General features: G+C 41.2%; 16 protein-coding genes. 9 read left to right on the forward strand and 7 right to left on the reverse strand.

Annotated features, from left to right (window positions below; translation table 11 throughout):
- Positions 1-7: 7 nt before the first annotated feature.
- Positions 8-1216, reverse strand: a complete 1209-nt coding sequence (locus BP74_RS13100) for a hypothetical protein (RefSeq protein ID WP_496374804.1) — start codon at positions 1214-1216, stop codon at positions 8-10.
- Between the two features lie 92 nt (positions 1217-1308).
- On the opposite strand from BP74_RS13100, the gene BP74_RS13105 reads away from it, so the two are divergent.
- The gene (locus BP74_RS13105; protein WP_496374805.1) at positions 1309-1665 is read left to right on the forward strand and encodes a hypothetical protein; all 357 of its coding nucleotides are present in this window, start codon (positions 1309-1311) and stop codon (positions 1663-1665) included.
- A gap of 38 nt (positions 1666-1703) precedes the next feature.
- Here the strand turns inward: BP74_RS13105 and BP74_RS13110 are convergent, their stop codons facing one another.
- Positions 1704-2291: a nitroreductase family protein gene (locus BP74_RS13110; RefSeq protein WP_496374806.1), complete on the reverse strand. Its 588-nt coding sequence runs from the start codon at positions 2289-2291 to the stop codon at positions 1704-1706.
- Between the two features lie 177 nt (positions 2292-2468).
- On the opposite strand from BP74_RS13110, the gene BP74_RS13115 reads away from it, so the two are divergent.
- Positions 2469-4934 carry a TonB-dependent receptor domain-containing protein gene (locus BP74_RS13115; RefSeq protein WP_496374807.1) on the forward strand — a complete coding sequence of 822 codons (2466 nt, stop codon included), beginning with the start codon at positions 2469-2471 and terminating at the stop codon, positions 4932-4934.
- 50 nt (positions 4935-4984) lie between these two features.
- Here BP74_RS13115 and BP74_RS13120 read toward each other — a convergent pair whose 3' ends face one another.
- Positions 4985-5845: a helix-turn-helix domain-containing protein gene (locus BP74_RS13120; RefSeq protein ID WP_496374808.1), complete on the reverse strand. Its 861-nt coding sequence runs from the start codon at positions 5843-5845 to the stop codon at positions 4985-4987.
- Between the two features lie 138 nt (positions 5846-5983).
- Between BP74_RS13120 and gmk the strand changes: the two genes are divergently transcribed.
- From gmk to BP74_RS13145, 5 genes are all read left to right on the forward strand, one after another.
- Positions 5984-6562: a guanylate kinase gene (gmk, locus tag BP74_RS13125; RefSeq protein ID WP_496374809.1), complete on the forward strand. Its 579-nt coding sequence runs from the start codon at positions 5984-5986 to the stop codon at positions 6560-6562.
- Positions 6563-6589: 27 nt separating this feature from the next.
- A complete protein-coding gene (locus BP74_RS13130; RefSeq protein ID WP_496374810.1) occupies positions 6590-7846 on the forward strand; it encodes a hemolysin family protein in 1257 nt (418 codons plus the stop codon).
- A gap of 100 nt (positions 7847-7946) precedes the next feature.
- A complete protein-coding gene (tatC, locus tag BP74_RS13135; protein ID WP_496374811.1) occupies positions 7947-8801 on the forward strand; it encodes a twin-arginine translocase subunit TatC in 855 nt (284 codons plus the stop codon).
- A 90-nt stretch (positions 8802-8891) separates the two neighbouring features.
- On the forward strand, positions 8892-9347 hold the full coding sequence (gene rpiB, locus BP74_RS13140) for a ribose 5-phosphate isomerase B (RefSeq protein ID WP_496374812.1): 456 nt from the start codon (positions 8892-8894) through the stop codon (positions 9345-9347).
- A gap of 33 nt (positions 9348-9380) precedes the next feature.
- Positions 9381-10859, forward strand: a complete 1479-nt coding sequence (locus BP74_RS13145) for a M28 family peptidase (RefSeq protein WP_496374813.1) — start codon at positions 9381-9383, stop codon at positions 10857-10859.
- A gap of 66 nt (positions 10860-10925) precedes the next feature.
- On the opposite strand, the gene BP74_RS13150 is transcribed toward BP74_RS13145, so the two are convergent.
- From BP74_RS13150 to BP74_RS13165, 4 genes are all read right to left on the reverse strand, one after another.
- Complete coding sequence (locus tag BP74_RS13150; protein WP_496374814.1) at positions 10926-11738, reverse strand: hypothetical protein; 813 nt, start codon at positions 11736-11738, stop codon at positions 10926-10928.
- Between the two features lie 323 nt (positions 11739-12061).
- Positions 12062-12559 carry a tetratricopeptide repeat protein gene (locus BP74_RS13155; RefSeq protein WP_496374815.1) on the reverse strand — a complete coding sequence of 166 codons (498 nt, stop codon included), beginning with the start codon at positions 12557-12559 and terminating at the stop codon, positions 12062-12064.
- A gap of 90 nt (positions 12560-12649) precedes the next feature.
- Positions 12650-13624, reverse strand: coding sequence for a deoxyhypusine synthase family protein (locus BP74_RS13160; RefSeq protein WP_496374816.1), 975 nt, complete (start codon positions 13622-13624; stop codon positions 12650-12652).
- Between the two features lie 167 nt (positions 13625-13791).
- Positions 13792-14232 carry a hypothetical protein gene (locus BP74_RS13165; RefSeq protein WP_496374817.1) on the reverse strand — a complete coding sequence of 147 codons (441 nt, stop codon included), beginning with the start codon at positions 14230-14232 and terminating at the stop codon, positions 13792-13794.
- Between the two features lie 173 nt (positions 14233-14405).
- Between BP74_RS13165 and BP74_RS13170 the strand changes: the two genes are divergently transcribed.
- Positions 14406-14996, forward strand: a complete 591-nt coding sequence (locus tag BP74_RS13170) for an acyl carrier protein phosphodiesterase (RefSeq protein ID WP_496374818.1) — start codon at positions 14406-14408, stop codon at positions 14994-14996.
- A gap of 58 nt (positions 14997-15054) precedes the next feature.
- Positions 15055-15636, forward strand: a complete 582-nt coding sequence (locus BP74_RS13175; RefSeq protein WP_496374819.1) for a DUF2911 domain-containing protein — start codon at positions 15055-15057, stop codon at positions 15634-15636.
- Positions 15637-15683: the final 47 nt, after the last annotated feature.

The raw sequence follows: 15683 nt of genomic DNA on the forward strand, positions 1-15683 counted from the left end.
TGATTACTTATTCCGGATCATTTGCATTTTCCATAAGTAAAAGAAAGTGCCTGAATCCTGTTTGATGTACCAGGTCAGTGATCTGTGTTTCCACTTCGTGTTTGCGCTTTCCTTCTTTTAATAAATTTCTATAAGCAGTCAACACCTGCAGCTTGTAAAACTTTTTAAAGAAAGGAACGCATTCTTCCATAGCGGAAGTTGTTTTTACCCATTTCTTAAATGCTTCCGGTGAATGTTGGTGATGTGCAAGTTGGGTAACAATCTCTAACGCCTGGGGGTACCCGTTTTCTATTTCCATTTTCCTGGGATTAAACTTTATCGTTCTTACCAGGTGGTAGGCTTCGTCAAAATATCCGGCCAGGTTAAAATAGCCCGCCATCATGTGCTGGAAATAAGGATATTGCCAAAAGGTCTTGCTTTCTTTGTGCAGGAAATAATTATTCCACCTGTTTGATTCTTCCACGCATTCTTCTATGCCTTCATTCCTGACCTTCCGGTCCAGGATATGGCTACCAATATAACGTGCAATTACAAAGGGATGCATGGTATGATTGGGAGCGTGGATCTTTAGCTTTTCAAATTGCGATCTTACCAACCTGTAATTACCGCACAAAAACTCTGAAAGTAAAAGAAGACTTTGTCCAAAGACCTTTGACTCGCCGGTTTTCTTTTGCAAATACAATTGCACACTTCTTTTATAATCCCTGCACAGTCCGTCAATAAAAGGAAATCTTTCAAAAAAATAGATCTGTGAAACAGGATTTTTTGCCAGTTGAGGGGAAAGCTTTTCCAACAAAGCCGGGTTAGATACGATCCTTAATGCAATATTCCGGCATGCATTGTGGAAGTTCATATCCCCTTCTTCTTTCATTTCAATCTGGTAAAACCCAAGGATGAGATCAATTTCCTGGTCAATGGTCAGTGGTGAGTATTCTTGTTTGTATTCTTTTTGAAGATAAGAATGCCAGTTGGAAAAGCCTGTATAGGCCGCCAGCGTATTCAGGGTTTTTGGAGACGGGGAGAATTGGGCATGGAGGAAACCCAGGAATCTTCGTAAGGTATTGGGGCTCAGGTATTGCCCCGTAACTCTTTGAATATCATTGCTTAATTGTTCGCATTCCACAGAATGGGTAATAGCCTTGCCAAAGGATTGATGCACATAGCCTTTAAGCTCTTCTATTCGAACGGCATCTAATTGTGCTTTTTTCCGCGGCATCGTTAATTAAAGTTAAAGACTTATTAATGGAAGAAAATGGAATGATTTGGTCCTGGGCAATTTTTTAGTATTGGTAATTACAATTGCGCTATATGACAGATAGTTTATCATGGGAATCCTGGGAAGAATGGGATGAACTCAATCATTGTCTCACTCTGTATGTAGTAGGTGAGATCAACACCAGCAATACGTACCATCAATTATTGCTGGTTAAAAAAGAGCTACCGGGTTTACCCCCATCCAACCTATTATTAGAACTGGTACCCGGGCCAAGTACAACCACACTAAAGCACCAGGAATTGATCTATACAGAGTCACTTGGAAAAAGTGAGTATGATTGTATTACCATTTTCTTTGGTCACCGGGTGATGACAGAAATCACAGAAATAGAAAAGGCTGACAGGGAAACTGAATCATGGAATGACGATCAATGGGATGAGATCAAATAATCAGGAGCTCTAACTATACACTATAGTTGCCGGACCTTTCACTCTCTTATCCATCTGACCTTTTCTTCAAGCGGCTGTCTTTTGCCCTGTGGAGATGGAACGGCCACTTCACCGATGTAAAAGAATCCCATGAGCTTATCATCTTCACCCAGACCAAAAAAAGGCTTGGCTTTTTCATTATAAGTAACGCCTCCAGTAGTCCAGTACCCACCCAATCCATATACGGTTATGGTGAGGTACATATTCTGAACAGCTGCTGCCACTGCCGCCATCTCTTCTACCTCGGGGAATTTTTTATTAGGGTCACGCTTCATGCAAAGGGCGATGACATGTGATGCTTTTAATGGATTAGCCTTCAGGTTCTCATATGTGGCTTCTTTAAACTTATCCCCTGCTGTTTCTTTATACAGTTCACTTTGGAAGTTGGCAAGCTTTTGCAGGCCTTCGCCAGTAAAAACCACGAACTGCCAGGGTTGTACATTTCCATGATTAGGTGCCCAGGTTGCATTTTCCAATACCTGGTTTATTATGCCATCATCTACATTCTGTTCTTCCCTGAATTGTTTTGGAAAAGTAGATCGCCGGCTGCGTATTAATTGGTTAAAAGCTTCAGTATTAAAATTCATAGGACAAAATTGGAGCTTTAAAATCCGGGAGACAAAATTTAATAGTGTAAAAAACCGACACGAGGTTTTTCGTATAAACTCCCGCTTCTTCCTTTCAAAAAGTCCTGACAGCGCTTAATATAGTTTGACTATGTACTGCCGCATATTATAAAGTCATTTGTGTAAACACATTAAACGATGAAAAGATTTACACTGATTTTGTGGGGCTGCTTAAGCGCATTGTTCTCACTGGGCCAGGCAGAAAAAGGTACGGTAAACCTCAACATCCTGAACGACCAGAATGGGGGAATAGAAAGTGCGACTGTGGAATTGCTCAAAAGCACCGATTCATCACTGGTAAAAACAGCCCTGTCAGATAAGGCTGGTCATACAAGCTACGAAATAGTTGCTTATGGATCTTATATGGTTCGTGTTAGTGCCGTTGGGTTCAACACAAAGTATTCAACCATTTTTACTGTAAACCAACCAGTAACAAACCCGCCGGTACTGTCATTATCAGCAAAGACCAATACCCAGATGCAGGGAGTAACAGTGAGTGCAAAAAAACCCTTTATTCAAAAACTCAGTGACAGGATCGTAGTGAATGTTGAGAATAGTATCGTGAGTGCAGGAAGTTCGGCCATAGATGTTTTAGAGCGTTCACCGGGCATCACTATTGATCAGAATGATGCGATCAGCCTGAGAGGCAAGGCCGGAGTGATCATTATGATAGATGGAAAACCTTCGCCTATGACAGGTGCTGACCTGGCCAACTACCTAAGGGGATTGCCAAGCAGTGCTATCGAGCGGATTGATATCATTACAAATCCTTCTGCCAAATATGACGCGGCAGGAAACTCGGGCATTATTGACATACACCTGAAAAAAGACCAGCGCCTGGGATACATTGGAACATTTACCGCAGGATATGGTCAGGGCATTTATCCCAAAGCCAATACAGGGGCAACATTCAATTACCATAACCAAAAGGTGAACATATTTGGTAATTATAATTACGCCTATCGCAAACAACTCAATCACCTTATCATCAACAGGAATTTCTTTGAGAATGGTGTATTTAAGGGCTCTGATGATAAGGATAACTATGCCGTTATGCCTATTAATTCCAATACAGCAAGGATAGGAGCAGATTTCTTTCCTTCTAAAAATACCATTGTAGGCTTTGTGGTCAATAGCAACTTTAATGGTTTCGGTCGCCGTGCTGATATCAATACAATGGTGAATGATATGAATTTCCAACCGGATTTCAGTTTCCAGTCCATAAGTACCAACAACGACCATAATAACAACACTGTAGCCAATGTCAATTTCAAACAAAAGCTGGATTCACTGGGAACAGAGTTCACTGCGGATGTGGATTACGGTGTGTTTAACACAGCATCTCTTACCCGTACTTCCAGCTTCTTCTATAATCTGAATGGATCAAAGAGAAAGGAAGATGATATCCTGGATGGCGATCAGAATGGCAAACTCACTTTAAAGACCGCCAAGGTAGATTTCGTTCATCCATTATCGGGGGGTGCAAAGCTAGAACTAGGGGGTAAGACCAGTTATGTATCATCAGATAATGATGCTAAATTTTATACTATTCTACCTGACCAGAAGCTGGTGGATGAAACCAAGACCAACCGCTTTTATTACCAGGAATACAATAACGCAGGCTATATTAATTTCAGTAAGGCTTACAAGAAATTTGATTTCCAGGTTGGTCTTCGGGGTGAGCAAACGAACATCAAAACACTCCAGGTGAAAGGAAACAGCAGCTATAAGAATGACTATTTCCAGTTGTTTCCCAGTGCCTTCTTCAACTATAAATTAAAAGAAGATCAAACATTGGGTATATCCGTTAGCCGCCGCATTGACCGCCCGGGTTACTTCCAGTTAAATCCATTCCTGTTCCAGGTGGATGCAACGATCTATTCTACTGGCGATCCTTTACTGAAGCCTCAAACCACCTGGTCTTCAGAGTTGAGCTATACACTGAAGCATATGAATTTTTCATTTAATTACAGCCATACAAAAGATGCGGAAAACACAGTGTTATCAAAGATCCTTGATGTGATACCTAATTTTGAAATAAAGCCGGGACAGGATTCGAACATTACTGTGCAGATACCTGTTAACCTTACCTCATCTGATTATATAGGTATTAGCGGTGCGGTACCTGTCAGGATCAATAAATGGTGGAACATGACCAACAACTTTGACATTTATTATAACCGTTTCAATGGAAATCTTGCCGGGTCGAAATTGAATGCCGGCAAACCGGCAGCTACTGTACGTACCAATAATAATTTCACCTTCACAAAGGGCTGGTCTGCCGAGCTGAATGCAAATTTGAATACTGGTGGTCAATATGGGTATATGGTTCTTGATCCGCAATGGGGTCTTGCTGTTGGAGCTCAGAAAACAGTGTTGAAAGGAAAGGGCACTGTAAGGTTCAACATGACAGATATCTTCTGGACGAACCTGCCCAAGGCTAAAGTGGAATATAAAGGTAGCTATGTGGAGAACTGGCATGCATTCAGGGAATCTCGAGTGGCGAATCTGAGTTTTACTTACCGCTTTGGTAACAGCAAGGTGCAACAGGCAAGGAAAAGAGCAACAGCATCGGAAGAAGAAAGACAAAGAGCTGGTAACTAATTTCAGGCAGAACTGGTGGAAGATGGAAGAGTGCCTTTCGGGGCACTTTTTTATTGCACCTGTTGAATATCCCTGTTTTGTAATAAAGCTAAATGCGGTTGAACCAGCGACAGGGTATGCCGGTTTAAAAAGTTTTTGAGGTGTTTATAAAAATGGCTGTAATCGAAATAACCATACTGGCTATAGCTGAAACTGGCAGCATCAGTCGTGAGGTGTTCTATGGCCTTTCTTATGCGCATCATTTGCAAGGCCTGTTTGGTGCTGATGCTGGTAGTGGCTTCGAAATAACGCTGTAATGTACGTGAGCTGATATGGTAACGTGCGGCTAATTCCTCTATGGAAATAGTAAAGTTGCCGGTCTCTGTAAATTCCTTAATGATCTGTGTAACTACGTCAACCTGCTTTAAAGAACCTGCATATCTTTCTATGATCCGTTCATAATGGTCAGAGGCCAGCTGCATTCTTTTGTCAAAGCTATCTGCAGTTTTGATCTTCTCCAGTATCTTCCTGTCCAGCAGGTAAGCAAGGGGGAATATGTATTCCTTGTATTCGGAAAAGTTGACCTTCTTTTCAAATATCACAGGCGAGACATTAAATTTGATACCAAATATCCGGTTGCCCCTGGAATGATGGCAGATCATATTCTTATGCCTTGGTAAAAATCCATCCGAGCGCATTTCAAATTTTTCATCTTCCAGTTGCATGACAAAGGGAGTGCCCAGGTTGATCAGGTAAGTGTACCCGATATTTGGAAATAAAGCATCTGAGAATCCACCAGGGAATTGCTTATACAACTCATCAAAGTCCGTCTCCCAGAAGAAATCAATAAAATGCGATAAAGACCTCTTGGCCTTTTTGCGGTGGTAGTTGAATTCGAAATGGTCCCTATGAAAAAACTCGATGTGTTGCAAGGAATAAAGTTAGGATAATGTGTATTTGATACTCATGGCTTCCTGCAACCAAAGCTCCCCTTTTTGACTTTTTGCTTTCTTTCTCTCCTAACTTCGTGCAAAAGGCCATAGGCCATTTATTATTACACTCCTGATTCAATGACCATCAATACGCAGCAAAAAATCCTGATCATTACAGCTCCTTCCGGGGCTGGAAAAACCAGCATCACCCGCTATTTATTGGATATTTTTTCCGACCGCCTGGCTTTCTCTATATCTGCGGCCACCCGCAAGGCAAGGGATTCTGAAAGGAATGGGGTTGACTATTATTTCCTGGAGGCTGAAGATTTTGCCAATAAAATTCAGCATGAGGAATTCATAGAATGGGAAATGGTGTATGAAGGCAAATATTATGGCACCTTAAAGTCTGAATTGCACCGCATCTGGAATGATGGTAAAATACCCGTACTGGATATAGATGTAAAGGGCGCCATTCACGTACAGCAACAATTTCCAGAATCTACCTTATCCCTTTTTATTGAGCCTCCAAGCGTGGATGAATTAAAGAACAGGTTGCAGGGAAGGGGTACGGAAAGCGAAGAGTCGCTGAATGCAAGGGTAAATAAAGCAGCCTACGAACTTTCCTTTAAACATTCTTTTAATCATATTATAGTAAATAAGGATCTGCGCCATGCCTGTAAAGAGGCGGAAGCAATAGTTTCGGCCTTTATTCATTAAGCGGGCAGTTTTTATATCTTTACTTTGATGATAGCTGTTACAACGCTCGTTTGGTTTTTTGTCACCATAATCATGATGGGTTTTTTTGCCGGGGTGGAAATGGCTTTTTACAGCATTAACCGCTTTGGCATTGAATTAAAAAAGAAACAGGGCCGCCAGAGTGCCATCCTGCTTTCCAAATTCATTGAAAACCCCCAATCCTTCCTGAGCACGACCTTGTTGGGATTCACACTTTTCCTGGTGTGCTTTGCTTTGTTATTCACACAGGTCACCTTTCCCTTATGGGAATTCATAGGCCTGAAATATGACATTGCCCGGTTATTATTGGATATCATCCTGGCCACGTTCATTGTGCTCATTTTTGCGGAATTCATTCCGAGAGCCATTTTCAGAGCCCAGAGCAACTGGATACTTTCCCGCATGGTATGGCTGATCAACTTCTTTTACCAGATACTGCAGCCAATTGCCATGATGTTCCTTAACCTTTCTGACTGGGTGCTCAAATATATTTTCAATGTGCGCATCCGGGAAACCAAGGACAGCTTGTCAAGCGGCACCCTGGAAACCCTGTTCCAGCAAAGTAATGAAAGTGAATATGAGCAGCAGGAATTCAATACGGAGCTTTTTGAAAATGCACTGGAGTTGCCTAAAGTAAAAGTCAGGCAATGCCTGGTGCCCAGGAAAGAGATCATTGGTTTGGAATTAAAATGTACTGCCGACCAGGCCAGGGAAAAATTTATTGAAACCAAACTAAGTAAGCTGATCGTATATGAGAATAATATTGATAACATAGTGGGGTATGTACATCAGCTGGATATGTTTAAAAACCCTAATGATCTTCAATCCATATTGTTGCCCATACCTGCTGTGCCTGAAAGCATGAGCGCCACTGACCTTATCGGCAAGTTCACCAGGGAGCGTAAAAGTATTGCCTGGGTAGTTGATGAATTTGGCGGCACTGCCGGAATAGTAACGATGGAAGACTTGCTGGAAGAGATATTTGGAGAGATTCATGATGAGTATGACAGCGAGGAGTTTGTAGAAAAGCGCCTGGCGGAGAACGAGTATATTTTTTCCGGTCGCCTGGAGCTGGATTATATTTCAGAGAAGTACGACCTGGAGTTTGCCGGTAATGAATCTGAAACTCTTTCGGGGTATATTATCAATCATCATGAGACCATTCCCCATCAAAAGGAAAGGATCATTATTGATGATTATGAATTTGATATTCTGAGTGTCAGTGATACCAGGATAGAAATGGTCAAATTAAAGATCTTAAAATAATAACCGCAGATCCGTAGGATTGTAGAAGGATTCGTTAACTCTTCATCACCCTAACCCTGCTTTTCGGCTTAGCCATATCTTTGCCGCACTTTTTTAACTCATGCCCCTAAGTATTTTCAAAAGAAGTAAAGATGAGGAACGGGCAGAAATGTCGTTCATCGACCATTTGGATGTTTTGCGTGGCCACCTGTTTAAAAGTGTGGTTGCCATAGCCATTGGTGCCGTAGTAGCAGGCATCTACAACAATTTTATCATTAAAAAGGTCTTACTGGGCCCCACCAATGATAGTTTTCCCACCTATAGTGTTATATGTAAAATAGGTAAGGCGCTGAACCTTGGCAATGCGCTTTGCATGGAAGGCATAGCCATCAAAATGCAAAGCACCGATGTATCCGGGCAGTTCAGCATGTGGTTCACGGTGGTTTTGGTGAGTGGCCTGATACTGGCCTTTCCCTATGTATTTCACCAGTTCTGGAAATTTATTAAGCCGGCCCTTACCAAAAAAGAATTAAACAAAACCCGGGGCGTGATCTTCTGGGTATCCTTCCTGTTCTTTACCGGCGTGCTGTTTGGGTACTTTGTCGTAGCGCCTTATGCTTTAAATTTCTTTTTCCATTTCCAGCTTGATCCCATTGTGGAGAACCGTTGGACCATCAACAGTTATATAGACATGATGTTACCGCTGGTGTTGGGAAGTGGCCTGGCATTCCAACTACCACTGGTCATGTTCTTCCTGGCTAAGATTGGTATTGTAAATGGCAAGTACCTGGCAGGAGCACGCAAATATGCCATTGTGATCATTTTTGTGGTAGCGGGTGTCATTACCCCCGGACCTGATGTAGTGAGCCAGATGGCAGTAGCATTGCCTTTATTATTGCTTTATGAGATCAGCATCATCCTGGCCCGCAGGGTGGATAAAGAAAGAGCCGAGGATGAAGCTAAAGAATGGAGTTAATGCAAGGGTTGGGCTAAATAGAATATTTTTATAGAGTTGTGACCGGGAGATTTTACCCGTTGATCTTTCTAATACATAAATAAATCAGGTATGCATTCCATATTCGATCATACTAAACAAGTGGCCATAGGATGTGACCATGCAGGTTTTGAATACAAGACCGTTCTTGTCGATTTCCTAAAAAATAAGGGGTGGCAGGTAAAGGATTTTGGTACCAACAGCGGTGCTTCAGTGGATTATCCCGATTATGCACACCCGGTGGCCAATTCAGTGGAATCCGGTGAATCGGAGTGGGGCATATTGATCTGTGGAAGCGCTAATGGCGTGGCCATCACTGCTAATAAACACCAGGGTATCAGGGCAGCCATATGCTGGCAAAGCGAAGTGGCCAAGCTGGCACGTGAGCATAATAATGCGAACATCATCTGTATTCCGGCAAGGTTTGTATCTACACCTGCGGCTGAAGAAATGGTAAACATTTTTGTTTCAACGGCCTTTGAAGGCGGCCGTCATGAAAAAAGAGTGGAAAAGATGGCTTGTTCTTAACCCGTACACTTTAATAAAAACACATAAGCAGGAATGAAGAAACTTTTGTTATCGGTGCTTTGCGCAAGCACCTTGCATTGCTTTGCTCAAAAGCCCGAAACCTATGCTAAAACAATCACTGCCAACGATCTCAAAAAACACCTCTATGTAATCGCCGGTCCTGAAATGGAAGGACGTGAAACGGCTACACCGGGACAGAAAAAAGCGGCTGCCTATATAGAGAACTATTTTAAGCAACTGGGCCTTCAGCCTGGTAATAACGGCAGCTACCAGTTAAATTATAACGTTTACCAGGATTCACTCACAGCTGCGACACTGGAAGTAAATGGTCAATCTTATGATATAGACAAGGATTTTAACCCTTCGGTCAGCAATATTGATGCAACACTCGCTTTCAGTGAAGTGGTATTGATAGGACCAAAATCGATGGACTCCCTGAAAAATGCCAACCTGGGTGGCAAGCTGGTAATGATAGTGGGAGGCATCCCTGTGGTAAGGCGTGGCCAAACTGGCGGAATGAGCGCACTGCTCCAGTCGAAAGGCGTTGCCGGCATCCTTACTGTGAGTGCTGTTTATCCCCGAACAAGCTCCAGCAGCAGGAAGGGAAACGCAACCATTAATTTGTATAAAAGAAATATCGCCCCACAGCAATATTCTATATCGGAAAAAGTGGCAAGGGCTATAATAGGTAATGATTATGATGGGGTGAAAAAAGATAGCGTTATTGTAAAGACCTATACATCCAATATTTTATTGGGTATTCAAAAAACTACCATCACCAACCAAAGTAGTAATGTAATGGGTCTGCTCCCTGGAACGGATCTGAAGGATGAATATTTATTCATTACAGCCCATTATGACCACCTGGGAAAAAGAGGTGATTCCGTGATCTATTATGGTGCGGATGATGACGGATCAGGAACTGTGAGTGTGCTGGAACTGGCAGAAGCTTTTACAAAAGCAAAGGCTGCAGGCAAAGGTCCCCGCCGATCGATTGTTTTCATGACAGTGAGCGGTGAGGAAAAAGGATTATGGGGTTCGGAATATTATTCCAACAATCCTGTATATCCATTGGATAAAACAACTGCAGACCTGAATATTGATATGATCGGGAGGAGTGATTCATCCAGAAAAGGAGATACTACCAATTATGTTTACGTGGTAGGTGATGATAAATTAAGTTCTGACCTAAAGACAATCAGCGAAGCAGTAAATAAAAAGTATACAAAGCTGGAATTGGATTATAAATTCAATGATCCAAATGACAAGAACTTCATCTATTACCGGAGCGATCATTACAATTTTGCAAAAAAAGGTGTGCCTATCATTTTTTATTATGATGGCATGTTAGGCAGTGATTATCACCGCCCGACCGATACGCCGGAAAAGATCCATTACCCATTAATGGCCAGGAGAGCACAGCTGGTATTTTATACTGCCTGGGAAATGGCCAACCGTAACCAGATGCTGAAGCGTGATATACCTTTGGATAATTCGATCTTTTCAAGATAACAGGAAAAGAAGAGACTAATAATAGAAAACGGCCTTTTAAGGCCGTTTTCTATTATATCAAATAATTTATTTGTAAGTGTAGATGAAGTTATTGACCTGGTTGTTGTCAGTAAACGATGTTTTAATAAGCTGGCCAGAACTGTTATACTGATTTTGATAAGTTACTGTTTGTCCGCTGCTATAGGTTATAGTAGTTATATTATGCAGGCTGAAGATGTACTGCCACATCCATCTCTCTTCCAACATGAAGGCAAAAAGGTCAGGGACAAAATGTAGGGGATTGAGCTTATCGTCATAGGTATAGTTAGCACTTGTAAAAAAAGCTGTCTCCTTCCAAAAAATGACATCATCTTGCTCATCAAAAGTAAATTCCTGGTTACTATTAATCGTATTCAGGAATATTGCTTTTATAGATTGAATCCGTTTCTGTTTATCGTACGTAACTGTAAAGGAATTAGGAAGCGGGAAGCCAAAAATCCGGAAGAAGTAATCGAAACCGATGATCAAGTTTCCTTTATATTGAAAGTTTACAAACGTAGATACAATAGCATTGTTTTGTACAAGGTTAACAGAGTCAATGTGATATCCTTTGTAAAAAACAACATATACATAACGCTGTAAAGAATTATCGGAAACTATAATAGAATCAACTCGGCCATTTGGTGCATACACAAACTGGTATTTGCGGTCGAAACTCCCAATGGTATGTGTAAAAGATTCCAGCACCAGGTTTTTAGATTCAGCCTTAATGTTTTTCTGTCCAGCAGCAATGCTTTCCATGTCTGGGGTTGAATTAATTTGGGGCTGAATTTCTTTTTTACAGGCTGTCAAGAGCAGTGAAAACAATCCTGCTATAACATAAATAGTGGTTTGTCTCATATGGTTAGTTTTAAGGTAACTTAAAGGTAGGTATTAGGTTTATTTATAAATGCTAATGACATAGAGTTTATAAGCCCAGCAATAAATTAGATGGTATTACTACATAATAATAAAGGCCTGGAAAAATGCTTATTCTTTTGATTATAAGATTACATTAGTATTTATCCTGCCGTGAAATTCTAACCGGTACCAGCTGCACAAAAGAATGTTGTCCCCTGATAATTCTATTCTTAACAGGTAATACAGGCCTTGTTATAAATAAAAAAAAGGCCTGTTTCGCAACAAGCCTCTTCTTTTTATCATTCACTTCTGTTATTAGCTAATTAATGCTTTACCAGCAACTCTCTTTTCTCTTCACATCGTGCTATATCTTCTTTATAGCCTTTGATCTTCTCATCATTCAATGTGTAGAGTATGGCCTTTTCAAAAAGGATTATGGCCTGATCAAAATGTAATTGTAATTCTTCCACCAGGCCAAGTCGATGCTGTACCCAGGATTTGTCCACTGCCTCTACCTTACCGGCACGCTTGGCCAGTGCCTGTATATCGACATACCGCTCCAGGTCCATTAATAGGATCATATAATTCAAATAGGAGTGCGGGTAGGAAGGATCGCCATTAATGGCAGCTTTATAATGATTTTCAGCTTTGGTATAATTATCCATCTGGGTTTTGTATATCCATCCCAGCGAATTATGGGTGGCTGCATTGCCCGGCTCGTCAAATAATATGCTCTCGTATTTCCTGAAAGCTTCTACATAATTCTTATTCGCTACATCATTTTCTGCTTCGAGATAAATCTCTACCTGTTGTGAATTCATGGCACTAATATAAAAGGCAGTTGTTCAAATTCAAAACAAGAGGCCATCCTTTGGGAGATGGCCTCTTTACAAGTTATAAATTATTGGTTCTTATAATCCCAATACCCATGCAAAAACAAGCGGTGCTACAATGGTAGCATCACTTTCTATTATATATTTTGGTGTATGAATATCGAGTTTACCCCAGGTGATCTTTTCATTGGGAACAGCACCAGAGTAAGAGCCAAAGGAAGTAGTAGAATCAGATACCTGGCAGAAATAGCTCCAGAAAGGAACATCATGCCATTCCAGGTCCTGGTACATCATTGGAACTACGCAGATAGGGAAATCACCTGCTATACCACCGCCGATCTGGAAAAAGCCAACACCTTTACCTGAGCTGTTGTTGCGATACCAATCTGCCAGCCAGGTCATGTATTCAATACCGCTTTTAACAGTGGAAGCTTTCAGCTCATTTTTGATCACATAGCTGGCGAAGATGTTTCCAGTGGTACTATCTTCCCATCCTGGTACAACAATGGGAAGATTCTTTTCGGCAGCCGCAACGATCCAGCTGTCTTTTGGATCAATTTCATAATATTGTTTCAGCTCCCCGCTAAGTATGGTTTTATATAAAAACTCATGCGGGAAATAGCGTTCACCTTTAGCTTCAGCATCTTTCCATTGTTTCACCAGGTGTTTTTGCAGGCGGCGAAAAGCTTCTTCTTCCGGGATGCAGGTATCAGTAACCCGGTTATAATGGTTTTCCAAAAGGTCCCATTCTTCCTGTGGGGTCAGGTCGCGGTAGTTGGGAATACGTTTATAATGAGAGTGGGCAACCAGGTTCATAACATCCTCTTCAAGGTTGGCACCTGTGCAGGATATAATAGCGATCTTATCCTGCCGGATCATTTCTGCCAGGGATATGCCTAACTCGGCAGTACTCATGGCGCCTGCCAGGGTAACCATCATTTTTCCACCTTCCAGTAAATGTTGTTCATAGCCTTTTGCTGCATCAATTAATGCAGCCGCGTTGAAATGCCTATAGTGATGTTCTATAAATTGTGAAACAGGACCTTTACTCATAATCTTAAAATTGAGGGGCAAATTTAGTCTATAAAAAGACAAATCCCGCCGGACCGAAGCCACAAGCGGGACTGTTTTACACACACTAAAACTAACTATTAACTTATAACAGAGAAGACGTTCGTTTGGTGCAGGAAAGTTCCCTGGATACTTTGCTGCTTTTGTTCTTAAGATTTACGTTGCTTCTGGTAAGTAGCCCAATCTGAAGAAGATGATCTTAAAATTAGACGGGTATCTGCATTTTCTACTGTTACATAATAAGTAGTACCCTCTTCATTGGCAACTTCAAACAGGTCAGTGATCCAGAAACCTTCGTAGTTATTCTTTAAATTGGTTTGCAAAGAAATAGGCAGTTGTGTTGAGCTGATATTTCTTGTGATAGCCATCATGTTTCCTGATTCATCAAAATAAGCTGCAACATATTGACCATTTAATGTAAAGTTGGCCTTGTAGAAATTGTTGGATACAGTCCAATCTACTTCAGTAGCATTTTTGAATGAGCTCTGGAAGGATTTCAATACTCTTGAGTCTACTTTTGAATCAGAGGCAAAGCTGCTCATGCTTATCAGCGAGAACAGAACGGTTAAGGTGATTAAGAAGCGTTTCATAAACATTTAATTTATTTAGTTTTTAAATTTTGTTTGTTTGATTAGTATGACGTCACAAAAGTATTTTAGGTTACACCTCTCCGCAAGCTAATTGTGACGACCGGACAGCCCTGTTAAACCTGTTAACATTGGTTGCCAAATTGTTAATGGGGATGAATTGTAATTTTAGGTGAATGAATTTTTTAGCCCACGCTTATTTATCCTTCGAACATCCGCAAATCCTTGTAGGAAATATGATATCAGATTTTGTAAAAGGAGCGGCAAAAGACAGGTATGCAAATGATGTACGGCAAGGGATCATGCTTCACAGGTACATAGATGAATATACAGACAACCATCCAGCCACTAAAAATGCCAAAGAAATATTCAGGCCTTACTACCGCTTATATAGTGGTGCTATCATAGATATACTATATGACCATTTCCTGGCCAACGATCCATTGCTTTTTAATGAAGCCTCCTTAAAAACCTTTACCCGCAAAGTTTACACGGTAATGGAGGAACATACTGCCCAACTGCCAGAACGCTTTGTGCCTGTGCTGGCCTATATGAGCACTGAAGACTGGTTGTTCCATTACAGGAATACCAATGGAATGCAAAAAAGCCTGAGGGGATTGATCCGCCGGGCGGCCTACCTGTCCGAAAGTGATACAGCTTTCCAGCTATTCCTGGATAACTATAAAGCCATTGAAGGTTACTACAATGATTTTTTCCCGGATGTTAAACAATTTGCAAAACAAAGACTTAATGAACTCCTGGGTTGATCTGTGCGTTGTAAAAAAGAAGTGAAGTGATATTTTTGCAAAAGTAAAGCGTCCAATTATGAAAAAACTGGTTTCTACCTTATTTATTCTTTGTTTTTTTACCTGTATCCAGGCTCAAACACAAGCTTCCCTCAAATTAAAACTTCCTGTACTTGATAAATCTCCAATGGATATGGCTTACTTCCCTACGGACTACCCGGTCCTGAAGATACAGGACAAGGCCACAGATCCACTGGTAGCCCGTATCATATACAGCCGGCCTCAAAAAGACGGACGTATCTTATTTGGTGAACTGATAGAATACAATACTGTTTGGAGATTAGGAGCCAATGAAGCCACTGAAATAGAATTTTTTAAGGATGTGAAGATTGGGGGTAAAAAATTGGTGAAGGGACGTTATACCATGTATGCTATTCCTACTCCTTCGCAATGGACCATCATATTCAATAAAGACACAGATATCTGGGGTGCTTTTAAATATGATGAAAAGAAGGATGCATTACGTGTTGCAGTTCCGGTGCAAAAAACAGCTTCTGTTGCAGAAATATTCTCAATGAATTTTAATAAGACATCAACAGGTGCGGACCTGGTAATGGCCTGGGATGATGTTTCTGTTAGCCTGCCCGTTTCTTTAAAATAATTTAATGCCAGTAAAATAGTTTACAGCAGGGCCAAAGCCCTGCTTTT

It is taken from the genome of Flavisolibacter ginsengiterrae DSM 18136, from assembly GCF_059568575.1.

Excerpts from the sequence above, each read along its gene's own strand:
- BP74_RS13170 (WP_496374818.1), top strand. The coding sequence starts at position 14,406 with ATGAATTTTTTAGCCCACGCTTATTTATCCTTCGAACATCCGCAAATC.
- tatC (WP_496374811.1), top strand. The coding sequence starts at position 7,947 with ATGCCCCTAAGTATTTTCAAAAGAAGTAAAGATGAGGAACGGGCAGAA.
- BP74_RS13165 (WP_496374817.1), bottom strand. The coding sequence starts at position 14,232 with ATGAAACGCTTCTTAATCACCTTAACCGTTCTGTTCTCGCTGATAAGC.
- BP74_RS13100 (WP_496374804.1), bottom strand. The coding sequence starts at position 1,216 with ATGCCGCGGAAAAAAGCACAATTAGATGCCGTTCGAATAGAAGAGCTT.
- BP74_RS13175 (WP_496374819.1), top strand. The coding sequence starts at position 15,055 with ATGAAAAAACTGGTTTCTACCTTATTTATTCTTTGTTTTTTTACCTGT.
- BP74_RS13155 (WP_496374815.1), bottom strand. The coding sequence starts at position 12,559 with ATGAATTCACAACAGGTAGAGATTTATCTCGAAGCAGAAAATGATGTA.
- BP74_RS13105 (WP_496374805.1), top strand. The coding sequence starts at position 1,309 with ATGACAGATAGTTTATCATGGGAATCCTGGGAAGAATGGGATGAACTC.
- BP74_RS13110 (WP_496374806.1), bottom strand. The coding sequence starts at position 2,291 with ATGAATTTTAATACTGAAGCTTTTAACCAATTAATACGCAGCCGGCGA.
- BP74_RS13115 (WP_496374807.1), top strand. The coding sequence starts at position 2,469 with ATGAAAAGATTTACACTGATTTTGTGGGGCTGCTTAAGCGCATTGTTC.
- BP74_RS13160 (WP_496374816.1), bottom strand. The coding sequence starts at position 13,624 with ATGAGTAAAGGTCCTGTTTCACAATTTATAGAACATCACTATAGGCAT.
- BP74_RS13145 (WP_496374813.1), top strand. The coding sequence starts at position 9,381 with ATGAAGAAACTTTTGTTATCGGTGCTTTGCGCAAGCACCTTGCATTGC.
- gmk (WP_496374809.1), top strand. The coding sequence starts at position 5,984 with ATGACCATCAATACGCAGCAAAAAATCCTGATCATTACAGCTCCTTCC.
- BP74_RS13150 (WP_496374814.1), bottom strand. The coding sequence starts at position 11,738 with ATGAGACAAACCACTATTTATGTTATAGCAGGATTGTTTTCACTGCTC.
- rpiB (WP_496374812.1), top strand. The coding sequence starts at position 8,892 with ATGCATTCCATATTCGATCATACTAAACAAGTGGCCATAGGATGTGAC.
- BP74_RS13130 (WP_496374810.1), top strand. The coding sequence starts at position 6,590 with ATGATAGCTGTTACAACGCTCGTTTGGTTTTTTGTCACCATAATCATG.